Source organism: Geosporobacter subterraneus DSM 17957 (genome assembly GCF_900142145.1).
Taxonomy (GTDB): domain Bacteria; phylum Bacillota; class Clostridia; order Peptostreptococcales; family Thermotaleaceae; genus Geosporobacter; species Geosporobacter subterraneus.
The window spans coordinates 1-21,375 of sequence record NZ_FQZV01000031.1 but is presented as its reverse complement, the minus strand read 5'-3'; the positions used below and the strand labels follow the sequence as shown (position 1 = coordinate 21,375).

Sequence of the window (21,375 nt, the reverse complement as noted above, 5' to 3'; positions counted from 1 at the left end):
GCACTCACTTATCGAGAGTGCTAATTTTTTGATCCGGCTATTTATATTTTGAATATCTCTACGGATTTTGTCAGGTTTTTTACCATTGCGTCTAACTCCTGTATCGATGCAATCACTTCTTCTATGGAAGCCGTCTGCTCCTGGGCAGCAGCGCTGATTTGCTCCGTAGAAGCGGCGGACTGCTGTGCTACAGCCGAAATGTTTTCGATAGATGCCATCATATTTTCTTTTGATTTGTTGACAAATTGAATATCCTCGTGAAGAGATTGGATATGCTGCATCACGTGGTCTACCGATATTTTCATTCCCAGGTATACCTCTTTCGTTTGATCTAAATAGTGGTTGGCTCTTTCTACGATAACCTTTGCGTCATCCATGGTAGCACCGGTATGCTGCATCACAGCCATAATCTCTTGTATCATTCTTTGGATTTCTCCTGTTGCCTTAGATGATTGATCCGCCAGCTTTCGAATCTCATCAGCCACCACCGCAAAGCCACGGCCCTGATCTCCTGCCCTTGCAGCCTCAATGGCGGCATTGAGCGCCAATAGGCCGGTTTGCCCTGCAATGGACTGTATCGTCTCTACGATCATGTTGATATGACTTGATTTTTTCCCCAGCTCTTCAATCCCCATTCCTACAGAAACGGATGCTTTTGTATTATCCTCAAACCCTTTGGTCAGTTCAGTAAGGGATTGAATTCCCAAGTCATTTTTTTCCTGCATCTGGGTGGCATCCTTATATGCAGTATTCAGCTTGTGACTCATGTCTTCAATTCTTTTCGCCAAATCATTGGTAATATCGTAGCTTCGATTGGCTTCTATGGCCTGATTTCCGGCTCCAGAAGCGATCTCCTGGATCGTTTTTGCAATCTCTGTGCTTGAGGCCCCCATTTCTTCTGTGGTATTTACAATCATATCAGAGGTATTTCTGGATTTAAAGGCAGTTTCTTGAATATCCTGAATCATTTTTTTCATTTGCTGAATCATTTTTGCAAAGCTTTTTCCCAATAGGCCGATTTCATCTGTGGATTCCCTATGAATTACTGTAGAAAGATTTCCATTTCCCGCTTCCTCCATAGATTTTGCTAATCTTTGGAGAGGATAGGTTATCTGCTTTCTGATCAGTAGGGAAATAATTAAAATGGATATGGATATAGCACCTACCAGGATCAGCAGTATTCCTGACCTAAAGGCCTTAACATAATCCATAAATTCAGATATTGTAAAGGTTGCCACGATAATCGATTGATTCCACCTTTTATACATTGCGGCTTTTTCTATGCCCTCATACACATAGCGGATGGTCCCTTCATTTTTCTCTAGGATTTGTATACCCCAATCGTAGCTCTTAATATCCAATCCGATTTGTTTTTGTTCCGGATGAGCGATCACTACGGCTTCTTCGTCTAAAACATAGACATACCCTGATTTCCCGATATGCATACGTTCTACCAGACCCTGAACATCCATTTTTCCGATGAGCTCTTGTACTGCCTTTGGCTCCAAACCGATTTGGACGACCCCAGGCTGATCCATTCTAGCTACGCCAATATATTGAAAAAGTACTTGATCTACCCCCCTTGGCGTGGGTTCCTGGGCTAAGGAAAAGCTTTTGTCTTCAATAGCCCTCAGGAATGGGCTTGTCTGCTCTGTGGTTTTAAAATCAAATCCATAAAACTCAGGCTTATTTCCATTGACTAAAATGCCATCCTTATCTACAACATGAATTTCATCCACACCAAAATCCTGAGCAAGCTTTATCATATTTTCTGTTTTTAAGATATCGGTGTTGACCGCAATAAGCCTTGCAATGGAATAGGCTAGCTTTATGTTTTTTTCATTCAGTGCCTCTTTGGTAATATTGACCATATCCAGCCTTTCCTGCATGGTATCCTCCACCGTACTGAGAGCATCCTTCAGCTGGGAATGGATCATCAACATTGCAAGATCATAGGCCTTAAAATATGCAAATGCTCCTAAAGTGCCAATGGCCAATATAAGAATGATTATCAAAGGAATTAGTATTTTCGTTCTCAGCTTCATACTGCACACTCCTTGTTACCTTCAAGTATCATAATAAATTGTTCTACCAGATTAGGATCGAATTGTGTTCCTGAGCATTTTTTGATTTCCTGCAATGCTTCGTAGGAGGATATTGCCTTTTTATAGGATCTCTCCGAAACCATTGCATCGTAGGCATCTAAAATGGCTATCATTCTGGCCCCCTGGGGGATTTCCTCTGCCTTAAGCTGAGCGGGATAACCTTTTCCGTCCCATCTTTCATGATGATGCAATATTACCTTTGCTACCTTATTTAACATTTTTGTATTGCTGGCAATATAATAGCCTATACTGGAGTGATTTCGGATAATTTGCCAGTCGCTGTCATTTAACCGATCGGGTTTAAACAATACTTCCCTGGGTATAGCAAATTTCCCGATATCGTGATACTTTGCTGCCAATACTAAATCCTTAATATCCTCATTCCCGAAGTTCATATAATGCCCCCAGTTTTCCATCATGTGGCTCATTCTACTGGAATGACCGATTACTTCTTGCTTGATATCCTCCATCATCGCTGTAAGTATATTGGGATACAAGCTGTAATCTGCGAAATCACAACCTGAATGTAGCATATTTACCCCCCTCATTGTTTAAAGATTTATTTGTAAACCCCTTTGCAGAATATACTACTTTCAACGGATGTTCTGTTTCATACTTCTATAGGAATAGCTTAAGCCTTTTAATTTTTGGGAGAAGCAGCATCATTATTCTTATCTGAAAATTCAAGGATATTCAAGGCCTCTCTGTTGTTCGTGGATTTTCTAATCACAAGAATATCATACTATATCTGTATTGCTTCACAATCAATATGGAATGAACTATTGCTATTAAGGAATAAATTCTGTCGTATTATGAAAAAAGAAAGCATATTTCTGGGTTTTTTCCCGAAACACGCTTTCTTTTTACAGTTCTTCCTGTAATGATAAATATTTTCTCATTTTATTTTGAAATGTAAATCCTACCATAGCAGTCTTGTCGTACCCTTCGAAATAGATCATCCATGATCCAAACCTACAGTCCACCATTTTGATCCGATGGGGGTTGATGATATAGGACCGGTGTATCTGAATCAAACCGCTGCTGCTGTCCATATTCAATACATTTTTCAATGGCATCCGCTTAATCAGGTACTGGCCGTGGATCGCGTGAATCATACAATGCTTGCCCATTGCCTCTATAAAATAAATATCCTTTATATAAAAGCGCATGAATACCCCGTTTATTTCAAAAGTCAAAAATGCCTCCTGTACCTTATTATTTTGGGGAGAGCGCAGCAGCTTTTGCGTTAATTTCTCAATCTCTTCATCTTCATAGGGCTTGATGATATAATCATAGCAATGAATCCGTTTAAACGCCCTTAACATATGCTCATAATAAGAAGTAATAAATATAATCCAGGCAAATTCATATCTGGGATTTTTTCTAATTTCCTCAGCAAATGTTAGTCCGGAACCATCTTTTAACTCAATGTCTATAAAGAATAAGTTTATTGGATAATTTTTAGATATCTCCAATCCACTATCTATAGAGTCTGTCTCCAGTACGCAAACCCCCCTGTCTGCCCTTTCTAGAATTTCTACTAATCGCCGCCTTTGTACCGGCTGATCTTCTAAAACCAAAACATAAATCATCTAATTTACCCCTTTACCCCATCATTTCCTGCTTTAAATCAATAAAGGAAATGCGAAACACTGTATATCCAGCCTCAAAGAATATTTCAAGTCTCCCGCTATTTCGCTTAACAATATTCATCACATTGCAGAGGCCGTAACCCCTCCCGTTGCCTTTTGTTGTATATCCGGCTTTACATATGTTCTCCAAATCCTCAAGGTCAAACTCAATACTATTATTTCTAACCTCTAAGTATCTTACATTCTCCTCAGATCCCATCTCTAGAATAACATGCTTTTCTTTAGATCCTGACTGCTCTGCAGCTTCAAAGGCATTATTTAATAGATTGCACAATATTTCAACTAGTTCATAGTCCTCTACAGGGTAGTCGTTAAAATCCTTCAAATCATATTCAAAGGTAATATCCTTTGGTGCCGCCTCTAACAATTTGCTGTAGATCACAGCTGCCAGCACCCTGTTTTCAAGAAGGACTAACTGACTTGTACTAACGGTACTATGTTTTATGGACTGAATATACTGCCGGATCTCTCTTTCCCAATCCATTCCTCCAAGGTGCAACAGTCCATAAATAGTGTTCAAGTGATTATTAAACTCATGCTGCTTTTTTCTGATATCGGTGATGATGTTTGAAAATATAGGATAGTATTGCTTATAGATAGCTATAGACTTTTTTTGTTCGTTTAATGCAATCGCCCTTTTGACCCCTGCAAAATTATATAGATATAAGAGCCATGTCACAGCAAAGAAAGGGTAGATGTGATCCCATACCTGCTCTTTGTAAAGATCCAGTATCAGGCCTACTAAGACAATCACTATCACAAAGCTTATAATAATCATTGGGCTTTCTCTCAGGCTATCCCTGAATTCACTTAAAAACGTTTTCATTTTTTTTGAATAGCTGCTGAAGAAAATTAGCAACAAAAATGTTATGTTGACAATCACCACAAGAGCTTTATGGTTTATATTTCTCTGATAATCTACATAATCCTGAAACATTAGCTTATGAAAAATTAGCTGAAAGGACTGAAGGCAGAAAATAATAATGATGATTGTAAAAAAGTCATATAGAATTTCCTTCCATGGTTTTTCAAAAATCAGCTTCCCCAGGAATAGGATCACTCCATAGACTATATACCGAACCATATATCCAGTCACAGAAAGACCTGGAATCAGAAGCCAGATGGTTATGCTGGAAAGCACAATAAAGAGTCCGCAACGCAAGTAACGTTTTTCTATTTCTAAGCCAATCAAAACCCAAATCCTCATGATTAAGATCATTTGAATCAATGAAGAAAATAAAACTGTGGTACTCATCTTACAAACACATCCACCTTATATTTTTTTAGTCTTTTTTTGGCAAACCGGCAGTAGATATTACGCACTTTTTCCTTATTCATCTGTAAATATGCATAAAATCGATCTTCGTATCCGAAATATATTCCTTGTTAATAATAAATATTGAAAATCCAATACCTGCAAGTCTATAGAGCCAAAAAATATTCTATACTATAGTTATAGATATTTCTACAATTTTCAAGAAATTTCTACATATTTTCAGAAAAAATTTATACCTTTTTTAGCTTAGTTGGTACCGTTTTCATAGAAGATCCTTCAATTATTTCATAAAATGATAGGTGATTTCATTTTAAATTATATCTTACTAAAGGATGAACCAATATGTGAATGACTAAGCTCAAGTCTTCTCAATGCCGCAGATTTTCACTGCCCATCTTTTAATTTTTTTCAAAAATCAGATTGTTCTGGAATGTGCTCATTGCGGAAGCGTATATACTTTTAATTGTAAGCAACAAAAACTTCAAAAAAAAAAAGAAGCCCCGCTTGAATGCTTGACTTCTTTAAGCCTGTTTATGTAAGTCCGGCTTTACTTTCCATACTGCTGAGCCCGTTTCTTTTTTTATCACTGTCCGCTTTGCTACCATTCGGTTGACTAAAGACGCTGCTGCAATAACGAAAGTAACCTTTACAGGTGAAGTTAAACTGAAAACTCCCGTTTTAAATCCGAAAAATACAGCAATACTTGCAATCATATTAAAAGCTGTACGAACCCCTTTATACTGACCCATTCTTTCTTCTACCTCTTCACCCTGTGTAAGAGACATGCCTATACCGTCAGAAAGGGTAAAAACAAATGCATTCCCATAGAATTAAAATGGATCAAGGCAGAAAAGATAACGGGGGTATGGTATTATACCAAGTATTTAGTGCCAAAGGACAGCTTGATAAACTATATGGCAACAGAAGCTTGCCGCATCCATCAGAAGTCCAAAAAGCATATAGAGCTGCTGGAGCAGTATCAAAATCCCTAAATGACATACGGCCCACCGAAGTCATACCAACGGAGGGCTATTTTCAATTCCAATCATCGGTCAGAAGAAATTCACGTATGTTCCGATGCTTGAGGCCATCCCTGCTCATATCAAATTCGTCATAGGACACAACATACTTGGGATAGTTATCTTTTATAGCACCATATGCTCCGAATTCACGCTGGATCGTTTCCTCACAGGCAAGCAGATAGGCCACTTGAACATAGAGCTTTTGCCCTTGCTTTTCAGCGATAAAATCAATCTCTTTTTCTCCTGCTTTTCCAACGGTAACTTTATAGCCCCGGCGCAGCAACTCCATAAAAACAATATTCTCAAAAATGAGATTGATATCTTTCATATTCCCGCCGAAAACAGCCTCCCTGATTCCGTGGTCAGCAATGTAGTATTTTTCATTGACAGTGAGGATTTTCTTCCCCTGCAAATCCTGTCTGCGGACACGGTAGAATAGAAAAGCATCCTCGCAAGCCTTGATGTAGTTCAATATGGTTTCCGGCGCAACGGTGCGGCCCTCTCTTTTAAGATATTTGGAAATTGCCGTAGCGGAAAAGGTCTTACTGACATTTGCCGTAATATGGGCAATGATGCGCTCCAGCAAATCAACATCCCGGATATTGTTGCGTTTCACAATATCTTTCAGGACAACGGAGTTGTAGAGATCCTGCAGATACTGACGGCTCGGCTGTTCGGCATAGCGGAGATTGCTCAAATATGGCATCCCGCCATCAGTCAGATACCGGGTAAACATCACTCTCGAATCGGCATCGGGAAAAACCTCTTGATACAGCTTTGAAAACTCTTGAAAAGAAAAAGGATAAATCACAAACTCTACATACCTTCCTGCAAGGTATGTGGCCAGTTCTCCCGAAAGCAGCTTGGCGTTGGAGCCGGTAATATAAATATCACAGTCAAATTCAACCCGAAAGGAATTGATGCACTTTTCCCAGCCGGCAACTTCTTGAATTTCATCAAAAAACAGATAGGCCTTGCCGGAGATGTCCTTCACCCGCCTGGTAATTTCCTCATGCAAGGCGTTTGCAAAGCAAAGGTGTGCGTTGCTCATATTCTCAAAATTGATAGAAATAAACTGATTTTCATTTACACCGGAGGTGACCAGTTCTTGCTTAATTAATTCCAGCATAACAGATTTTCCGCTGCGCCGGATGCCGGTTAAAACCTTAATGAGCTCGTTTCCTATAAAGGGACGAATGCGGCTCATATATAACTCTCGTTTGATCATAAACAAAAGACCTCCTTTGTTATACCTGATACCATAACAGTACAATATCACAGACACATCTTAAAATCAAGTTTATTTATATGGTTTTATAAGATATATCTTACATAAACTATATTTCTATAAAATTCAACACATAAAGTGAAATTCAATTAAAACACCGGGGAATCGGAGTGCAGAAATGCACTTCAATTCCCCGGCTTTTCTTGTATATAGAAAAGCCTGCTGCGGACATTGACCGCAAACAGGCTCATGGCGGAGGCGGTGAGATTCGAACTCACGTGCCGATTGCTCGACAACCTGATTTCGAGTCAGGCTCGTTATGACCACTTCGATACGCCTCCATATTCTATTTTAATACACCGAGCCTTTCGAAAAAGTCAAGGCAAAGTGTAGAAAAACCGTAGAAATCGGTAAAAAGCTAAATTTTAAAAATTCCGCAAACCCACGAAAACTCAAGGGTTTCCTGCATTTTCAAGGCAACTGACTGAGTGGATTTCGAGACCGTCACCATGGGCCACTCGGACATCTCTCCATAGTATTTATTTACTTTTCCGCAATTCCTTAAAAAAGGCCTTCATTATTCCAGCACATTCTTCTTCCAGTACACCTTGAATGATCTCTGTTTGATGATTGAAACGCTCATCCTCAGGGATATTCAATAGTGACCCTGCTGCTCCTGCTTTAGGGTCCATAGCCCCTATGATCAACCGATCAATCCTTGCCATCATAATAGCACCTGCACACATAGGACAAGGCTCTATGGTTACATAGAGATCACAACCATGCAGTCTCCATCCTCCTAAAACTTGTGAAGCCTCACGGATCGCCAAAATCTCAGCGTGGGCAGTAGGATCCTTGGCGGTTTCCCGCAAGTTGTATCCCCTGGCGATGACTACGCCGTCCTTTACCACCACTGCACCAATGGGGACTTCTTTTCGTTCCATAGCCTTTGCCGCTTCCTTCAATGCTTCCTGCATAAAAAATTCATCCACAGCCTTACCTCCTATAGAAGGACACTATGCCTAGCAAGAATTATAACATACTGCGTAAATCTGAGCAAGGGGGGCAAAATAGCAAGGGATATACCCCACACCGGAGGTATATCCTGCCACTGTGCTTTAATTGCTCTTTCCTCCTTCTCCTATCATTGTCATATTTCCTGTAGTAGGCAGTACTCCCTCCAATTGCTGTTTTATATTTTCAATTCTTGCTCTTACAAAATTGATAATCGATATGGAGCTTCCACTCATTCCGCCACCGGATCCGCCCTTCATATTTCTGCCTATTTCTCCTTGTGGCCTGGCAGGTCTTTCAATTCCATCGACCTTTGAGGTCTTCCCCCCTCCGGAAATTCGGGAGGCACACCTGGTCTCAGATTTTGCGGCGGTTGCGCCAATCCTTCATTTGTCTGCTGTGCTGTACCTGCTGCTGCATCCGGCTTTGCAAATGGATTTTGAGCAGCATTTTTCATGTTTTCTGCCTCTGTTTCAGCGTATACGATACTTGCCTCAAACTGCTCCATGGTATAGAACTTTGTGGGGTCTGCTTTAACATAGGGCCGGATAATCTCAGAAAGCTCAGCCACTCTTTCTTCGAAGCCTTCAAGGTAGGCGACAAGCTCTTTGATATACTGATGATATCTCTCCCTGTATTCCTGGACGGCCAACAGCTTATGAATCATTGGGAGGTTTTTTATATTTATTCCTGTTACAGGTTCATCAATGGGAATCGTTGTACTGCTTCCTCCACCACCGCCAAATCCGCCTATAGACATGTTGTAGTCCCACGGAATAACAGTAAACTTTCCATCCTGCCCATACAGATAATAGTTCTGCGCCAGGTTTCCGTTATAGCTGTCATAGTTTCCAAGTACTGTATTGGCTGCAATGTATCTCAGGGCGCTGTCTACATCCAGTACACTTTCAATATTTCCCTTTTCACCGAGTTTCATGTCGTTTAATACTTTAATTAGGTTTTTAAGATCTGTTTTTGTCTCATCTTTACCAGACTTCTGTTCGCTTTTCTCATAATTGCTTCCTTCAACATACTCCAGAGTACTGCCTTGCTCCTGTTTATAAAGATTCCCTTTATCGTTGCTGAAATTTCTCTCTAGAAAACTGTCATCAATAGCTTCAACACAAAGATAGAAACCAAACAGCTCACCATTGATATAGATATTGGCAAAGACTGTTAGGGGGACGTCTGCACCAATTTTCCGCAGGGCCTCATAGCTTAAGTATTCCCGCATATAGGAGGGGTCAGAATACATATTGTTTACGACGAACTCATCCAATCCAAAAAGGGTCTGTCCTTTTACATACTTATCCAGCTTAATCCTGAAGCTATATCGATCGGAATCACTGCCTGCAACGGAGTGCATCTATAAACTCTTTTTGATTTACCTGTTAATCCATTTCCACAACATAGTTCAGCTCATAAAGACTGCCAAGGTCTGTTGTTCTAACCTTTCTCAGCATATAATTTGTGGTATAGACTTCAAAAACCTCATCAAAAGCACCCTCAAAATCTAAATCCTCAGGGATAATAATTTTTAAAAGCTTTTGAGAACTCATTTTCGCTCCAAAGTTTAATAAATGGAGCGTCAACATCAGCGAGCACAGAACCAGGGTAAACAAAACTGCATATCCGTAAAATCCAACCCCACAGGCAAGCCCTGCAGCCATGGAAAAGAGAACATAGGCAATATCCTTTGGGTCCCCTGGTGCACTTCTAAATCTGATGATTGAAAAAGCCCCGGCCAAGCTAAATGCCCTTGCCACATTACTCCCAATTAAAAGAATAATGATGGCAATCACTGAGGGTACAAGCACCAATGCGAGGGCAAAATTTTGGGAACAGCTGCCCTTTCTGCAGGTTTTCATATACGTGGAGCTGATAATGCCCCCTAAAACAAAGGAAACTACGATGGTTAGCATGGCATTGGCTAAAGATATTGAGGTACCAGCGGAAGCGATGTCAAATAAGGCTTCAAGCATACATTCCCACCTCCTTTCAATTCTCCATTTCTCAATAACATTCGTTTATGCTCTTCCCCATACACTGTATGCTCTGATGCGCAGTTTTTCTTTATACTTCGGCTTAGACAGCGAATTTCTGATTAGATGATTGTCTTTTGTATCATAATAAAGATTGCTGATGGTATAAAATTCCTGTGCTTTATTATATTTATCCGGCTCCATGGTAACCAAGAGCAGCTCAAGCAAGTGGTTATGATCCTTTTTGATAATGCGGTAAAATATGCAAATGTGCGGGGCAGCATCAGTCTTTTATTAAAGAAAAGCCATCATCATGTTATCTTATCTATCACCAATACTGGAGAGGGAATCCCTGTGGAGCATATCCATAAGGTTTTTGATAGATTTTACCGTACCGATCCATCAAGATCAAGGACAAGCGGAAGCTACGGACTTGGTTTAGCTATCGCTAAAACGATCATTGAACAGCATGGGGGGAAAATCTCTGTCCAAAGCATTTTATCTGAGCGCACGACCTTTTCTATTGAATTGCCTACGATTAACAGTTAATGAAAACTATCGCTATTAACAAAACTCCTCTTGGTGAACTTTCATTCTACTCATCTTGAGGAGTAAGTGTCCATCCCAAGTATATCTTATTCTGAATACTCCTTTCTGTCTGATTCCGTATCTACAGCCTATAGGCGAACCCTTAAACGCAGCTTAAAGATCATTTTGATTTTCCATTATCTTCATTCAAAAAAATTATTGACCCATAAAAATCAGGTAAAAGCAGCCTGCAAAAAATCAAAACTACCTGCTTTATTTAGAGGGTAGTTTTAATATCAACATGCTAAAGGATAATAATCTTTGGTTCATTTTTCGTCACTACGATGGTATACTCAAACTGGGCTACAAAACTGCCGTCCGATATTCCATGGGCAGCAACATCGTTTAATCTGATAAAAGAAAACAAATGATTATGAGGTCTTTTTAACAGGCTGATTCTTATTCAAGCCCCCACCTATTCTGGATAAGGATTTTTCGTGTCTTTATGAAAAATCCCTCCTAAATCGCACCTAACGAATCAGAAGGGATTTCCTCATGTATGTCATTATTATGTTACAAAAAAGCTTCCTGCTCAAGTCTACACTTCACTTCAAGCATCTTATTCAGTACAGGATAGAATTCTTTATAATCAATATTACTGCTTAGTTTCCTTACTTTTGCTTCATATGCCTCATCAAACTTGAGCCAGTATTTTTCTTTGGAAAGAAAAGCTTGCACATCCATCATAAATGGTTCTAACGTAGGAATAATATTTGCTTTTAGCCTTTGATATATAGCAAAACCCCCTACATCAATATCTCCCCAATGAAAAAATCTAATCCCACTTCCCAGGGATGCAGTATAAACCTTTGTGAAAAATAAACCTCTGATAGGACTATAAAATCCTCCATGAAAAATCACAAGCTCTTCTGCTTTTTTCATTCTATTAACATACTCAACATAATTTGTTTTATTCTCTATGAATAAAACCTGCTTAATTTCCCCTAGATCTAAGGCCTCGATATCTTTGACCGTTTGAGATTGAATAATGCTGCCCTTTTGAAAAGCTGAAAAATCAACTATTTTACCGTTGATGTATCCCTGAAGGCTACCACAGAATTCTACTTGCTCAGGAGTCTTTACAATCCCTGCCAATCCAAGAATTTCGTCTTCTGTAGCCAGTTCAGCTTCAATTTGATCTTCCATAAAATAATTCTTAATAATTTTTATTAACCTCTTTTTTACGTTTTTTTCGAAGAATTTTGAATCTCCATAGCATCTTATACTAAATACTCTTTCCAAATATTCCTCATCGCCCTTTTCGTCTATGAAACAAAGAGCGTCTAGAAGCGCCTTTACCATATCTATTTCATTTGGAAGAAATCTTCCCACTTGTTTGTCCTGTTCTATCTGTTCTTTGACTTGAGCTAAAAAGACTTTGATCCAAGGTGTACAGATCTTTTTATATGTTGTATCTACTAGTACAGCTATCCTTTGAATAACATCTCTTTTTGGAGTTCTCCCTGCTTCTCGATAGGTCTCTTCTATTGCCTCCATGCGGAGCCAAACCCTGTTTAAAATGTTTCCCTGCTCATATTTCATCCACTCATATTCTAAAATCCCCTGTTTATGCAAATCTATAACAATAGAATTAATCAGTTCCCGCCTATCGTTCTTTTCTATATCGTACTCAGGAAAATCAGAAGCACAGCACTTTAACATAATTCTACGGGGCCCTATTCCTTCTTCCAAGGAGGCTTTACTTCTTTCAAACTTGTCCAACAATCGATCCAGCATGATCTTTTTATAGTTCATCTGTTACCGCCTCCATGAGCTTTTTCCCGTCAAAAGCTTTTACACAGGAATAATTTCCATCCCGAATTACACATAAATTACGATCCACCAGTGCAGCAATATCACCAATTTTTTCAGGAGGTGCTGAAATAACGGCCTGAAGCCCAAATCGCCTAAGCAGCTTGATACTCTCTTGAATTCTCTCGCTATCCATTTTGCTAAAAGCCTCGTCGAAAACGATTAATCTTACCGTATTGCTTGAATCATTTTGTTGTCGAATCCGATAAAGCTGGGCAAAGGATGCTAAAACTGAAATATAAAAGGGAGTCTGGGTTTCCCCACCGGATTTTTTCAGCAGCGTTCGCGATAATCGTTGGTTTCTATCTCCATCGTCGGTTACTACCAGATCAAAATGGAGATAAGTTCTATAATCGGTAAATCTTTTTATATTCTTTTCCAGCTGAGCTCTTGCATCTGCATTGGCCATAGCCTCATCGGATATGATTTGTTTGAACAACTCTTCGATTGCATCTTTATGCTTATCACGAAAAATCTGTGAACTAATATTAAAACCCTCCAGCAGCATTTCATCGGTTATCATATCATAATATCTTTTATATTCCGCTTTCGGTTGAATAACAAAACGATACCGGTCATTTCCAAAGCTGCTTTGTTTTAATGCTCCGTTTAATTCTTCGATCTGCCCCTTCACCGTATCTATATTGGACTTAAGTTTTGCTAAGAAATCATCTCTAAATTGTTCGTAGGTCTTCTCCTTTGCATCCTGAATCTGCTTTTTGTACGCAGGAAGTCGTACATTCATCAGTTCCTTTAATTCACGATCATATAAACTATTGGTTTCCTGATGAATGTCGTAGGACATTTTATAATCTCGATTGTATTCAGCTCGAACAGATGTCAGTTCACTTTTTTTCTTTCCCACTTGGCTTTCTGTCCGTGCTACCTGGCTAAAAAAGCTTTGATAGACTGCCTGCGCGCTGTTGCGGGCTCCCAGTTCCTTGGCAAATCGCGGCTCACCTATCTCTATGCACCAGTTCGCATCAAACATTTGAGATACTTTTTCCCCTTGCATTTGGAGTTCCCCTTGCTCCTTGGGGATTTTATCCTGTTCAATATTTCGAATCTTCTCCCCTAGTGTACCGCTTAGATGAATGAGCTCCTTTTCTTTCTCTCCAAGCTGTGAGATTTGCTCTTCTAGTTGTTTAATTTGGTGCTCCAATCCAGTAATCCAAGTCAAATCCAATGCACCCAGTTCATTTACGATCTTATGATAAAGCTCCTGCAACCCAGGGATTTGCTGCATCTTCTCTGCAACCTGTAAAATTCCTTCTACCTCATTATTATTGAGCACTTCCATATCACCCAGGGATTTTAAAAGAGGTACTACATCCCTGCATATATTGAGTATCCCCGCTAACTGAATTAATTCCTGCTGTTTTCCTATTATTTGATCCTGAATGGATTTCCGCCCGATATAGGGAGTTTTCCATCTTTCAGGATTGAGCTGTCTTGCAACAAAATTTTGATACAGCATACAGGTATCTGTGATACTTTTGGTATAATTCCTTAAGGCCTCTACTTGATCGCACTTTATCACATTACCCAGTACAAGATCGATAAATTGTTGTGCATAAGGATGCTCTGTAATAATCTCTTCTGCCAGGCTGCCCGGCTCCCGTTTGATTCTTTTAGTCCCTATTTTTCCTGTGTCTACAAGTCCCCAGTCGTAGAAACCTTGTTGAAATTTCAGTTGATCATATACTTTCAATGCATCAATAAAGTACTCTGGTTCAACAAACAGGTAAAACTTCTGGGTATGGAGATAGGCTTCCACTGCGTTACGCCATCGCATATCATTAATTTCAAGCAAATCCGATAAAATGTGTACAGGTATGGATCGATTATATTTCTTTTCTAGCGCATCTTGTATATGATCCCTTAGTGCTAAAAGTCTTTTGTCATAGGGTTTTATCCCTTTCTCCAGCCCTTCTAGCTGTGTTTTTGTTTCTTGAATCTTGTCTTCTATGCTTCTGCGAATCTGTCCATAAGAATGATTGATCCCAGAAGCTCTTTCTTTAAATCCCTCTACTTGCTGCTTTACCCTTTTAAAACCCTCAAAGCTCATATCTGAGATTTGTGCCATATCTGCCTGAAGAAAAAATTCTGCAGCCTTGCTGATATTTTCGGCATCTCCAATCAAACCGTTCCATTCGCCTAATAGATGTTCGCTCTCTTTAATCTCTGCCGGTACAATATTTTCATAATGTATCTCTTCCTTTAACCGGGATATGTTGCTTCGCCATAAAAGTCCATATTTTCTTATATTATCCGTAGTTTTTTTGCCTTCTTGCTTTAGATTTTCCAATTGATTTTCTAAATTTCTTTTCTGTTTCGTAAGCTCGTCCTGTTTTCTATAAATATCCGAAGAAATCTTATCTTCTATGAGCTTTTCCTTTCTTCCTTTCATATCGTCTTGCATTTTTACGTATTCCTCTTGAAGACATGACAGCCGCTGTAACTCCGCCTTATCTTTCGCCAATTCCTCTTCTAATTTTAAAAGATTTTCTACAGCAATCTCCTGCTTGGCACGTTCGATAATATATCTCTGAATCTCTAGCCGCTGTTTTTCCTCCATAAATGCATCGTACTTTTGTTCAATAGATTGAAGATGAGATAGCCTCTGCTCCATCATATCTGTATCCAATTCCAACCTTTTATAATGCCTAATATTCTCTTGCATGAGACTTATGTCGATAGGGCTTTTAACATCACATACGTATTCGGTAATAAAGGTTTCTATGTCTGTTATTGGGGTAAAAGGAACAGCTTTTTTGAATAGGCTGAAATATTTGTTCTTTATGCCTCCCAGCTTGCCCTTTAATAACTCCTGATATCTGCGATTACTGTCGGGAAACTCAAAGCTTCCTTTTTTATAATGTTTATGGAAGTAGTTTCTAAGATCTTTAAAGCTCATGGGGACTTTTTCTATAATAAATCGGTTTTGGGGAATTTCTTCATTCAGTATGAAGAATCTATGCTCTTCTGTACCATCTCCATAGCAATCAAATACAACACCAAGGGTAAAGGAAGTGCTTTTTACACTATCGTAGAGTTCACAGGCTATATAACTGGTAAATCTCCCTTCTCGGAGATATCTGTATCCCACATCCCCATCATCACCTTGTTCTCCTCTTAAATAACCCTTTAGTGTTCTACCTGATTTTTCGTTAGCAGCTTTATTAAAAAAATGACCGCTGGTATCCCCTAATAGTAATAATTGCAATGCATCTATAATTGTTGATTTTCCTGCAGCATTTTTTCCCGTTAAAAAGTTTATATTTTCAAATTCAATCATCTCGTTCCAAAAATAGTGCCAATTAATCAATAGCATTTTCTTCAAAATCTTCATAATCCTTCGTCCCCCCGAATTAGGGTCTCCCCGTCTCCATCCATCTGCAAATCCGCTCCATTTATTTCCTGGTCCTCGGCTTGTAAGCTTTCATACATCCTGCTGATTTTCTCATTGGTTACAATGAATAAAATAGAGGGTAAGACAAACATCTTCGTATCAGCAGCCTCCCAAGTCCCTTCCAGCTTTCTGAGAATCTGAAAATAGGCTAGTTTTCTTAAAGCTTCACCCAGATCCTTATCAGAAGGTTTCTTTTTAACCAATCCTAATGTAATCATTTTGTGGACGATCTGTCCGGTAGTAATAATTACTTCATTTCTTAAGGTTAGTTTTTCTCGTTCCTCTTCATATATCAATCGGATCGTATATAGTATCATCGTAGTGTTCCGATCAAATCGTACTCTATTGAATTCATATGCACTGCTTAAAGCGATCACTCCATAGTTGCTGTCCTTTTGCAGCGTCCATCCTGAAAAGCCTAGATAATCTAAAAACAACTCAAAATTACGCTCCACAAATCTGTAATCCGGGCTAACCTTCATGAATCCCTCTTTTCCATCATAAAGGTCTCGCACTATAAAGGTATGTGAAAGCAAATAGTTGGTAAGCCGCTTAAATTCTTCTTTTTCAGAGTTCGTTAGCTTCTCGTATAGTATACTCCACATGATTATTTTTCCTTTCTGATCCATCGCATTTTTGGGATTTTATAGCCATTATTATTGACATACCCTTCGGAGAATTCCGTTGTATAAAATACATTTCGTTCTCCTCCTTTTAAAGTAGCTAGCATGCATAAGATAAAATCCTCATCTCTTTCTAATAAAAACTCTTCACTGTTAAGAATGTCTACTCCCTCCATGGCTTTTCTGACGTATTCCATAATCCGAATATGATTATAGCTCTGCTTGGCTCTCTTCATAAATGTTTCCAGTGCATCCTCACCATTATCTCCTTCTAAGGTCTGTACCTGTAGGGGTGCCTCTTCCTTTTTTCGGTTTCTAACTGCGCTTACATACAATGATTTTTCATCAATATATCCTTGCTGAAATGCATCGGTGGCATTAATCATTTTTTCAAGCTGGGAAAATACTCCCTCTTCCTGTGTGGTTCCAATACGTGTGAGTATATCTACCAGCTTTCCCTTAATACTTCGATCCGTATTTAGCAGATATCTCATTTTTTCTATGGAAGCACTTGTATAGGTAGCATTTTTTCTATCAATTTCCTCTAGCATTTCATCTAATTTTTCATAGATATCTATGATTTCCCCAATTTTTACTATAATATCTTCTCTTGCATCCTCTATGGAAATATATTTCCCTCTCATTATTGCCTGTCCTGATATTTTTTCTCTAACTTGATCATCAATCAGCCATCTGTTCAATATTTGGAGAACAGGGCCTTTAAATCGTGGTACAGAATCTAGTGTTTTCAACGGATGATACACGCGGTCCATAATTAACTTTTTATACTCATCAAAATGTCCCTTCAGCACATCATTAACCGTAACGTATTGATTTAGGGATTGATGATACCTGCGGATATTGTTGTATAGTGTTTTAAGCTCGTCCAACAGCCTAAGTGTATTATCATGAGCAGTTACAAGTGCATTATACATAAACTCGTCCCGTTCATGGTCTGCGGTTTTTATAGATGAATAAGTGGAATAAACATAGGAATTATATTCTTTTGTGCCATCTTCCGTCAGAGAGTATAAAAGATTGATTAGCTTGATGGAATAGTCTGGCAAGGTGATGTATTCTTCAAAGCTATCTACTTGATCCTCTATATCAATCCATTTTGTGGCCTTTAATCTTCTCAGGATAAAGTGTGCCGTAGCGGAGAGACTAACTTCTTCTTTTATATTTTCCACGATTTCCTCACCCTCAGAAATTTCTGACAGATCTAATCCCAGCATCATCTCATCTAAATTAGCAATCAACATAGAAACAAGATTTTCTTTTGTTATAGCCATTTCTTGCTTGAATACCTTCCTTAGGACAAATAAAGCCTCCACATATATTTCCTTGTTTTTAGATGCTAATATAGAAAACATATTATGTGGCAATAGATCAAATAACTTCAAAAGATTGCACCTCCCAAGCTGATCACCGTTATAGTTGACGAGACTAGCCGTATTTTAGCTTACTCCTTCTTCAATTTATTATATCAATCCTGCTAAATATTGTAAAACAAAGGCATTCCGTACCCTAAAAATAAAAGTCCTGTGTATTTTTTAATACAGAGGATCCTCTAGTATATAGCCAAGTTAGTTTTCACTAACTTGATTTAATAATATCATTTTTTGTGAATATCTATTATTGCTATAAACTTCAAGCTCCCTTTGCATATATAACACTTATCATTATGCCAGGTTTTATTGATGGCTTAATTGAATCGATAATTACCAGATCTACTTTTCTATCAAACAATTCTTCCAAGTAAAACTTTAAATTCATATAATTATCAAAGGTCTCATGTCCATCTTCAAATCGTACAAGTATATACACATCACTATTGTCAGTCTCCTGATTTCTTGCAAAGGAACCAAACAAAGCAAGTTTTGAGACAAAGAATTTTTCAGTATTCTTCATATTATTATTCAATATTTCTATGATCTCATTGGAACTATACATGAGATTACTTCCCTTCTATTATCAGGCTCCTCAGGGATGAATCACAAAACAAATTACACAGCCCCCCTTCTGGTCTTTTACCATATGTGCTATATCCTTTTCAAGCCTAATAAACCTTTGACCATCATTTGCATTACACCAGCCGATGGATTTATCCCCATGGAAAGCCAAATATCCTTTCATGGTTCCATCCTTCAGAGACTTCTACATAATGCTCTTATTCCTCATTTTATATGAATGATTTCTCTTTATCAATCGATATCTGCACTTCCTGATAAATGCCGAAATACAGCATAAGACCACACCATTCAGGTACGGTCCTATATCATAAGACAAAGGGACGTTTCACTTGTCTTGCAGCCGCTCCCACTGCTCCACTTCTGTCCCGAGCTAGTTTTTTCATTCTCAAACAAAACCCCTGTTAATCTAATGATTTGCAAGGGTTTTCTAGTGCATCTGTGAGGATTCAAACCCTCGGTACGGGAATATCTGTACTACGGTTTTTGAGACCGTCACCATCGGTCGCTCGGACATCTCTCAATAATCATTATTTTATTTTCTGCAATTCTGGAAAAAAAGACTGTATCATTTCACTACATGCTTCTTTTAGTGCTTCCTGCATGAAAAACTCGTCCAACAAGCTGCGTCTCCTAGTAAAAGGGAATCTGCTTATCCAGAATTATACCCTAAAAAAGATGTCTTAACAACGATTTACCTCTTCCAATAATGATTAACGGTCTAGCGTATCTTTCCTGCTTTTACACCTCACCAAATTTCGATTCTAAAAGCCTAACCCGCCCTTTTACTGCTTCTTTTTCATCAGAGCCTTCAGCGGATAGTATGATCCTATCTCCTTCAACAGCTCCCATGCTTAAAAGAAATCAAAGGCTCTAAAAACTCATTATCGGCAAAAGTTTCTGCAAAGAAACAAATTACATCTGATTTAGCTGTCTGGACAGGCTCCTCCAGTTTGCAGTCTTCAAGTCTTTCTGAGGCATATCAAAACTTAAAGGATAGTGAGAAAAAAGTAAGAGCCTATTTAGTAAATCAGGGAATTAAAGAGCAAGACATCATATTTTCTACAGCCCTTTATTGATTTTATGAATACTGTCAATCGCATATTTTACTTCTTCTATTGTATTGTAATGGCTAAAGCTAAATCGTACTGTACCCTGTGGGAAAGTTCCCAAGGTCTTATGAGCTGATGGCGCACAGTGCAAACCACACCGGGTCATAATGCCATACTCTTTGTCTAGAAGATAAGCAACTTCTCCATTGTCCCCTTTTGTAAAATCAATAGAAACCACTGCTGTCCGGCCTTGTGCTCCAGGCAGCCCTACTAATCTTACACCTCTCATATTCAATATTCCTTCAATAAACTGCTGTGTGATCCGCAGTTCCTCGTCTCTTATACTTTTAATTCCTGTTTTCATAAGATATGTAAGTGCTGCATGGAGTCCAAAGATTCCAGGAAGGTTCATGGTTCCCGGTTCAAACTTATCCGGCAAATAATCCGGTTGGACTTCAGACTCCGAGGCGCTCCCAGTACCGCCGCATATGAGGGAATCCATCTTTTTCGCTAATGGATTGCTGATGACAAATCCGCCAATCCCCTGTGGCCCTAACAATCCTTTGTGTCCTGTGAATGCAACTGCATCTGCATTTATTTCTTTAAAATCTATCTCATAAATCCCTGCAGTTTGTGCACTATCTACTATAAAATTGAGATTATACGCCTTACATAGCTTACCTATCTCATAAATGGGAAGCATTGTCCCGCACACATTAGAGGCATGGGTCATAATAACAGCTTTTGTATTTGGCTTTATATGCTGCTTAATATCCTCAACATCCAACCTTCCAAAGCGGTCGCATTGTACCTTGGAAAACTCTATTCTTTGACTGCACAGTTGTGATAGTGGTCTCATCACTGCATTATGTTCCATAGAGGACAGGATACAGTGGTCTCCTGCCTGCAGTATACCTTTTATAAGATAATTCATACTTTGGGTTATATTCATGGTAAAAACCACATTATCCGGATTATCGAAATTAAAAAGTCTGCAAATCATTTCTCTGACCTCAAGCACCACTTCGCCAGCTGAGAAAGCGCTGCTGTAAGTCCCTCTCTTTACGTTAATTCCTATATTATCTATATAGTTCTTTACTGCGGCACCTACCCCTGGGGCCTTCGGAAACGTAGTTGCTGCATTATCCATATAAATGTTATGCATCACATCTCTCTCCAATCTATATGTACTTCCACTTTAATTTCATTATACAGGACGGAGGGATAGGAGATTATAGATATTTTCTATGGAAATCTTTACCATCATTTTTTCTGTCAATTATACATCCTCTATAATTGATAATATAATATCCCTGAGATCATTATTCATTACTAAGACCAGCTAATAAAAGTCAATAGGTTAGTTTAATTTTTTTAAAAAAGTAGTTTTTCTAAAAAGTGTACAGCAAAGCTAACCATTGGTAAAAGCCGAACAATGGCTTCTCTAAAGAGTTGAGTTTTATCTACCTAAGCAGCGATGCTTCGATGTGAGTTTTTGTCTTTTCTCCATGCTTGATGATCTTCAGGGCTCCTAAATACAAATGGCTTTTCATCACGGAGAACCGCGAAGATATAATGGAGAAGCTTGTGCATAACGGCTACAAGAGCCACTTTTTTCTTCTTGTTTTCACATTTTTTA

21 protein-coding genes and 1 tRNA gene are annotated in these 21,375 nt (G+C 38.8%); 2 read left to right on the top strand and 20 right to left on the bottom strand.

Annotation, left to right across the window (positions count from 1 at the left end; all coding sequences use genetic code 11):
* Positions 1 to 41 precede the first annotated feature (41 nt).
* The 12 genes from BUB56_RS11920 to BUB56_RS19910 form a co-directional block, all read right to left on the bottom strand.
* Entirely contained in the window at positions 42 to 2,045 is a 2,004-nt protein-coding gene (locus tag BUB56_RS11920) for a methyl-accepting chemotaxis protein (RefSeq protein WP_110941543.1), read from the bottom strand.
* Positions 2,042 to 2,638, bottom strand: a complete 597-nt coding sequence (locus tag BUB56_RS11915) for an HD-GYP domain-containing protein (protein ID WP_190014457.1) — start codon at positions 2,636 to 2,638, stop codon at positions 2,042 to 2,044. Before BUB56_RS11915 ends, BUB56_RS11920 begins: the two co-directional genes overlap by 4 nt.
* A 330-nt stretch (positions 2,639 to 2,968) precedes the next feature.
* On the bottom strand, positions 2,969 to 3,697 hold the full coding sequence (locus BUB56_RS11910) for a LytR/AlgR family response regulator transcription factor (protein ID WP_110941541.1): 729 nt from the start codon (positions 3,695 to 3,697) through the stop codon (positions 2,969 to 2,971).
* Between the two features lie 13 nt (positions 3,698 to 3,710).
* Entirely contained in the window at positions 3,711 to 5,012 is a 1,302-nt protein-coding gene (locus BUB56_RS11905; RefSeq protein WP_110941540.1) for a sensor histidine kinase, read from the bottom strand.
* Positions 5,013 to 5,554: 542 nt separating this feature from the next.
* Positions 5,555 to 5,818, bottom strand: a complete 264-nt coding sequence (locus BUB56_RS11900) for a hypothetical protein (protein ID WP_190014455.1) — start codon at positions 5,816 to 5,818, stop codon at positions 5,555 to 5,557.
* A gap of 250 nt (positions 5,819 to 6,068) precedes the next feature.
* Positions 6,069 to 7,283: an ATP-binding protein gene (locus tag BUB56_RS11890; RefSeq protein WP_110941538.1), complete on the bottom strand. Its 1,215-nt coding sequence runs from the start codon at positions 7,281 to 7,283 to the stop codon at positions 6,069 to 6,071.
* Positions 7,284 to 7,533: 250 nt separating this feature from the next.
* Positions 7,534 to 7,624: transfer RNA gene (locus tag BUB56_RS11885), tRNA-Ser, on the bottom strand.
* 198 nt (positions 7,625 to 7,822) lie between these two features.
* Positions 7,823 to 8,260, bottom strand: a complete 438-nt coding sequence (tadA, locus tag BUB56_RS11880) for a tRNA adenosine(34) deaminase TadA (protein WP_110941565.1) — start codon at positions 8,258 to 8,260, stop codon at positions 7,823 to 7,825.
* 141 nt (positions 8,261 to 8,401) lie between these two features.
* Positions 8,402 to 8,557, bottom strand: a complete 156-nt coding sequence (locus tag BUB56_RS19685; protein ID WP_207650438.1) for a hypothetical protein — start codon at positions 8,555 to 8,557, stop codon at positions 8,402 to 8,404.
* A gap of 8 nt (positions 8,558 to 8,565) precedes the next feature.
* The gene (locus BUB56_RS11875) at positions 8,566 to 9,663 is read right to left on the bottom strand and encodes a CotH kinase family protein (RefSeq protein ID WP_207650437.1); all 1,098 of its coding nucleotides are present in this window, start codon (positions 9,661 to 9,663) and stop codon (positions 8,566 to 8,568) included.
* Positions 9,664 to 9,688: 25 nt separating this feature from the next.
* Positions 9,689 to 10,279 (bottom strand): DUF4956 domain-containing protein, encoded by a 591-nt coding sequence (locus BUB56_RS11870; RefSeq protein ID WP_110941537.1) that lies wholly within the window; start codon positions 10,277 to 10,279, stop codon positions 9,689 to 9,691.
* 45 nt (positions 10,280 to 10,324) lie between these two features.
* The gene (locus BUB56_RS19910) at positions 10,325 to 10,507 is read right to left on the bottom strand and encodes a VTC domain-containing protein (protein WP_242946321.1); all 183 of its coding nucleotides are present in this window, start codon (positions 10,505 to 10,507) and stop codon (positions 10,325 to 10,327) included.
* Between the two features lie 6 nt (positions 10,508 to 10,513).
* On the opposite strand from BUB56_RS19910, the gene BUB56_RS11865 reads away from it, so the two are divergent.
* Positions 10,514 to 10,828 (top strand): sensor histidine kinase, encoded by a 315-nt coding sequence (locus BUB56_RS11865; RefSeq protein ID WP_242946329.1) that lies wholly within the window; start codon positions 10,514 to 10,516, stop codon positions 10,826 to 10,828.
* A gap of 552 nt (positions 10,829 to 11,380) precedes the next feature.
* On the opposite strand, the gene BUB56_RS11855 is transcribed toward BUB56_RS11865, so the two are convergent.
* The 7 genes from BUB56_RS11855 to BUB56_RS20395 form a co-directional block, all read right to left on the bottom strand.
* Positions 11,381 to 12,622: a Wadjet anti-phage system protein JetD domain-containing protein gene (locus tag BUB56_RS11855; RefSeq protein WP_110941534.1), complete on the bottom strand. Its 1,242-nt coding sequence runs from the start codon at positions 12,620 to 12,622 to the stop codon at positions 11,381 to 11,383.
* Positions 12,612 to 16,031 (bottom strand): ATP-binding protein, encoded by a 3,420-nt coding sequence (locus tag BUB56_RS11850; RefSeq protein WP_110941533.1) that lies wholly within the window; start codon positions 16,029 to 16,031, stop codon positions 12,612 to 12,614. Before BUB56_RS11850 ends, BUB56_RS11855 begins: the two co-directional genes overlap by 11 nt.
* Positions 16,028 to 16,696: a DUF4194 domain-containing protein gene (locus tag BUB56_RS11845; protein ID WP_190014453.1), complete on the bottom strand. Its 669-nt coding sequence runs from the start codon at positions 16,694 to 16,696 to the stop codon at positions 16,028 to 16,030. The genes BUB56_RS11850 and BUB56_RS11845 overlap by 4 nt, the downstream gene beginning before the upstream one ends.
* Before the next feature lie 2 nt (positions 16,697 to 16,698).
* Complete coding sequence (locus tag BUB56_RS11840; RefSeq protein WP_110941531.1) at positions 16,699 to 18,117, bottom strand: Wadjet anti-phage system protein JetA family protein; 1,419 nt, start codon at positions 18,115 to 18,117, stop codon at positions 16,699 to 16,701.
* A 247-nt stretch (positions 18,118 to 18,364) separates the two neighbouring features.
* Positions 18,365 to 18,667, bottom strand: a complete 303-nt coding sequence (locus BUB56_RS11835; RefSeq protein ID WP_110941530.1) for a nucleotidyltransferase family protein — start codon at positions 18,665 to 18,667, stop codon at positions 18,365 to 18,367.
* A gap of 30 nt (positions 18,668 to 18,697) precedes the next feature.
* Positions 18,698 to 18,850 carry a hypothetical protein gene (locus tag BUB56_RS19415; RefSeq protein ID WP_190014451.1) on the bottom strand — a complete coding sequence of 51 codons (153 nt, stop codon included), beginning with the start codon at positions 18,848 to 18,850 and terminating at the stop codon, positions 18,698 to 18,700.
* Positions 18,851 to 19,425: 575 nt separating this feature from the next.
* Complete coding sequence (locus BUB56_RS20395; protein WP_110941529.1) at positions 19,426 to 19,536, bottom strand: HPr family phosphocarrier protein; 111 nt, start codon at positions 19,534 to 19,536, stop codon at positions 19,426 to 19,428.
* 11 nt (positions 19,537 to 19,547) lie between these two features.
* On the opposite strand from BUB56_RS20395, the gene BUB56_RS20390 reads away from it, so the two are divergent.
* Entirely contained in the window at positions 19,548 to 19,763 is a 216-nt protein-coding gene (locus BUB56_RS20390) for an SIMPL domain-containing protein (RefSeq protein WP_110941528.1), read from the top strand.
* Here the strand turns inward: BUB56_RS20390 and BUB56_RS11820 are convergent.
* Positions 19,747 to 20,901, bottom strand: coding sequence for an aminotransferase class V-fold PLP-dependent enzyme (locus BUB56_RS11820; RefSeq protein WP_110941527.1), 1,155 nt, complete (start codon positions 20,899 to 20,901; stop codon positions 19,747 to 19,749). The two genes, BUB56_RS20390 and BUB56_RS11820, sit on opposite strands and share 17 nt — an antisense overlap.
* Between the last annotated feature and the right edge of the window lie 474 nt (positions 20,902 to 21,375).

Excerpts from the sequence above, each read along its gene's own strand:
- BUB56_RS19415 (WP_190014451.1), bottom strand. The coding sequence starts at position 18,850 with ATGAAAGGATATTTGGCTTTCCATGGGGATAAATCCATCGGCTGGTGT.
- tadA (WP_110941565.1), bottom strand. The coding sequence starts at position 8,260 with ATGCAGGAAGCATTGAAGGAAGCGGCAAAGGCTATGGAACGAAAAGAA.
- BUB56_RS11900 (WP_190014455.1), bottom strand. The coding sequence starts at position 5,818 with ATGTCTCTTACACAGGGTGAAGAGGTAGAAGAAAGAATGGGTCAGTAT.
- BUB56_RS19685 (WP_207650438.1), bottom strand. The coding sequence starts at position 8,557 with ATGAAGGGCGGATCCGGTGGCGGAATGAGTGGAAGCTCCATATCGATT.
- BUB56_RS11910 (WP_110941541.1), bottom strand. The coding sequence starts at position 3,697 with ATGATTTATGTTTTGGTTTTAGAAGATCAGCCGGTACAAAGGCGGCGA.
- BUB56_RS20395 (WP_110941529.1), bottom strand. The coding sequence starts at position 19,536 with ATGGGAGCTGTTGAAGGAGATAGGATCATACTATCCGCTGAAGGCTCT.
- BUB56_RS11855 (WP_110941534.1), bottom strand. The coding sequence starts at position 12,622 with ATGAACTATAAAAAGATCATGCTGGATCGATTGTTGGACAAGTTTGAA.
- BUB56_RS11915 (WP_190014457.1), bottom strand. The coding sequence starts at position 2,638 with ATGCTACATTCAGGTTGTGATTTCGCAGATTACAGCTTGTATCCCAAT.
- BUB56_RS11820 (WP_110941527.1), bottom strand. The coding sequence starts at position 20,901 with ATGCATAACATTTATATGGATAATGCAGCAACTACGTTTCCGAAGGCC.
- BUB56_RS11920 (WP_110941543.1), bottom strand. The coding sequence starts at position 2,045 with ATGAAGCTGAGAACGAAAATACTAATTCCTTTGATAATCATTCTTATA.
- BUB56_RS11905 (WP_110941540.1), bottom strand. The coding sequence starts at position 5,012 with ATGAGTACCACAGTTTTATTTTCTTCATTGATTCAAATGATCTTAATC.
- BUB56_RS11890 (WP_110941538.1), bottom strand. The coding sequence starts at position 7,283 with ATGATCAAACGAGAGTTATATATGAGCCGCATTCGTCCCTTTATAGGA.
- BUB56_RS11870 (WP_110941537.1), bottom strand. The coding sequence starts at position 10,279 with ATGCTTGAAGCCTTATTTGACATCGCTTCCGCTGGTACCTCAATATCT.
- BUB56_RS11865 (WP_242946329.1), top strand. The coding sequence starts at position 10,514 with ATGATCCTTTTTGATAATGCGGTAAAATATGCAAATGTGCGGGGCAGC.
- BUB56_RS11845 (WP_190014453.1), bottom strand. The coding sequence starts at position 16,696 with ATGTGGAGTATACTATACGAGAAGCTAACGAACTCTGAAAAAGAAGAA.
- BUB56_RS11850 (WP_110941533.1), bottom strand. The coding sequence starts at position 16,031 with ATGAAGATTTTGAAGAAAATGCTATTGATTAATTGGCACTATTTTTGG.
- BUB56_RS11835 (WP_110941530.1), bottom strand. The coding sequence starts at position 18,667 with ATGTATAGTTCCAATGAGATCATAGAAATATTGAATAATAATATGAAG.
- BUB56_RS11875 (WP_207650437.1), bottom strand. The coding sequence starts at position 9,663 with ATGCACTCCGTTGCAGGCAGTGATTCCGATCGATATAGCTTCAGGATT.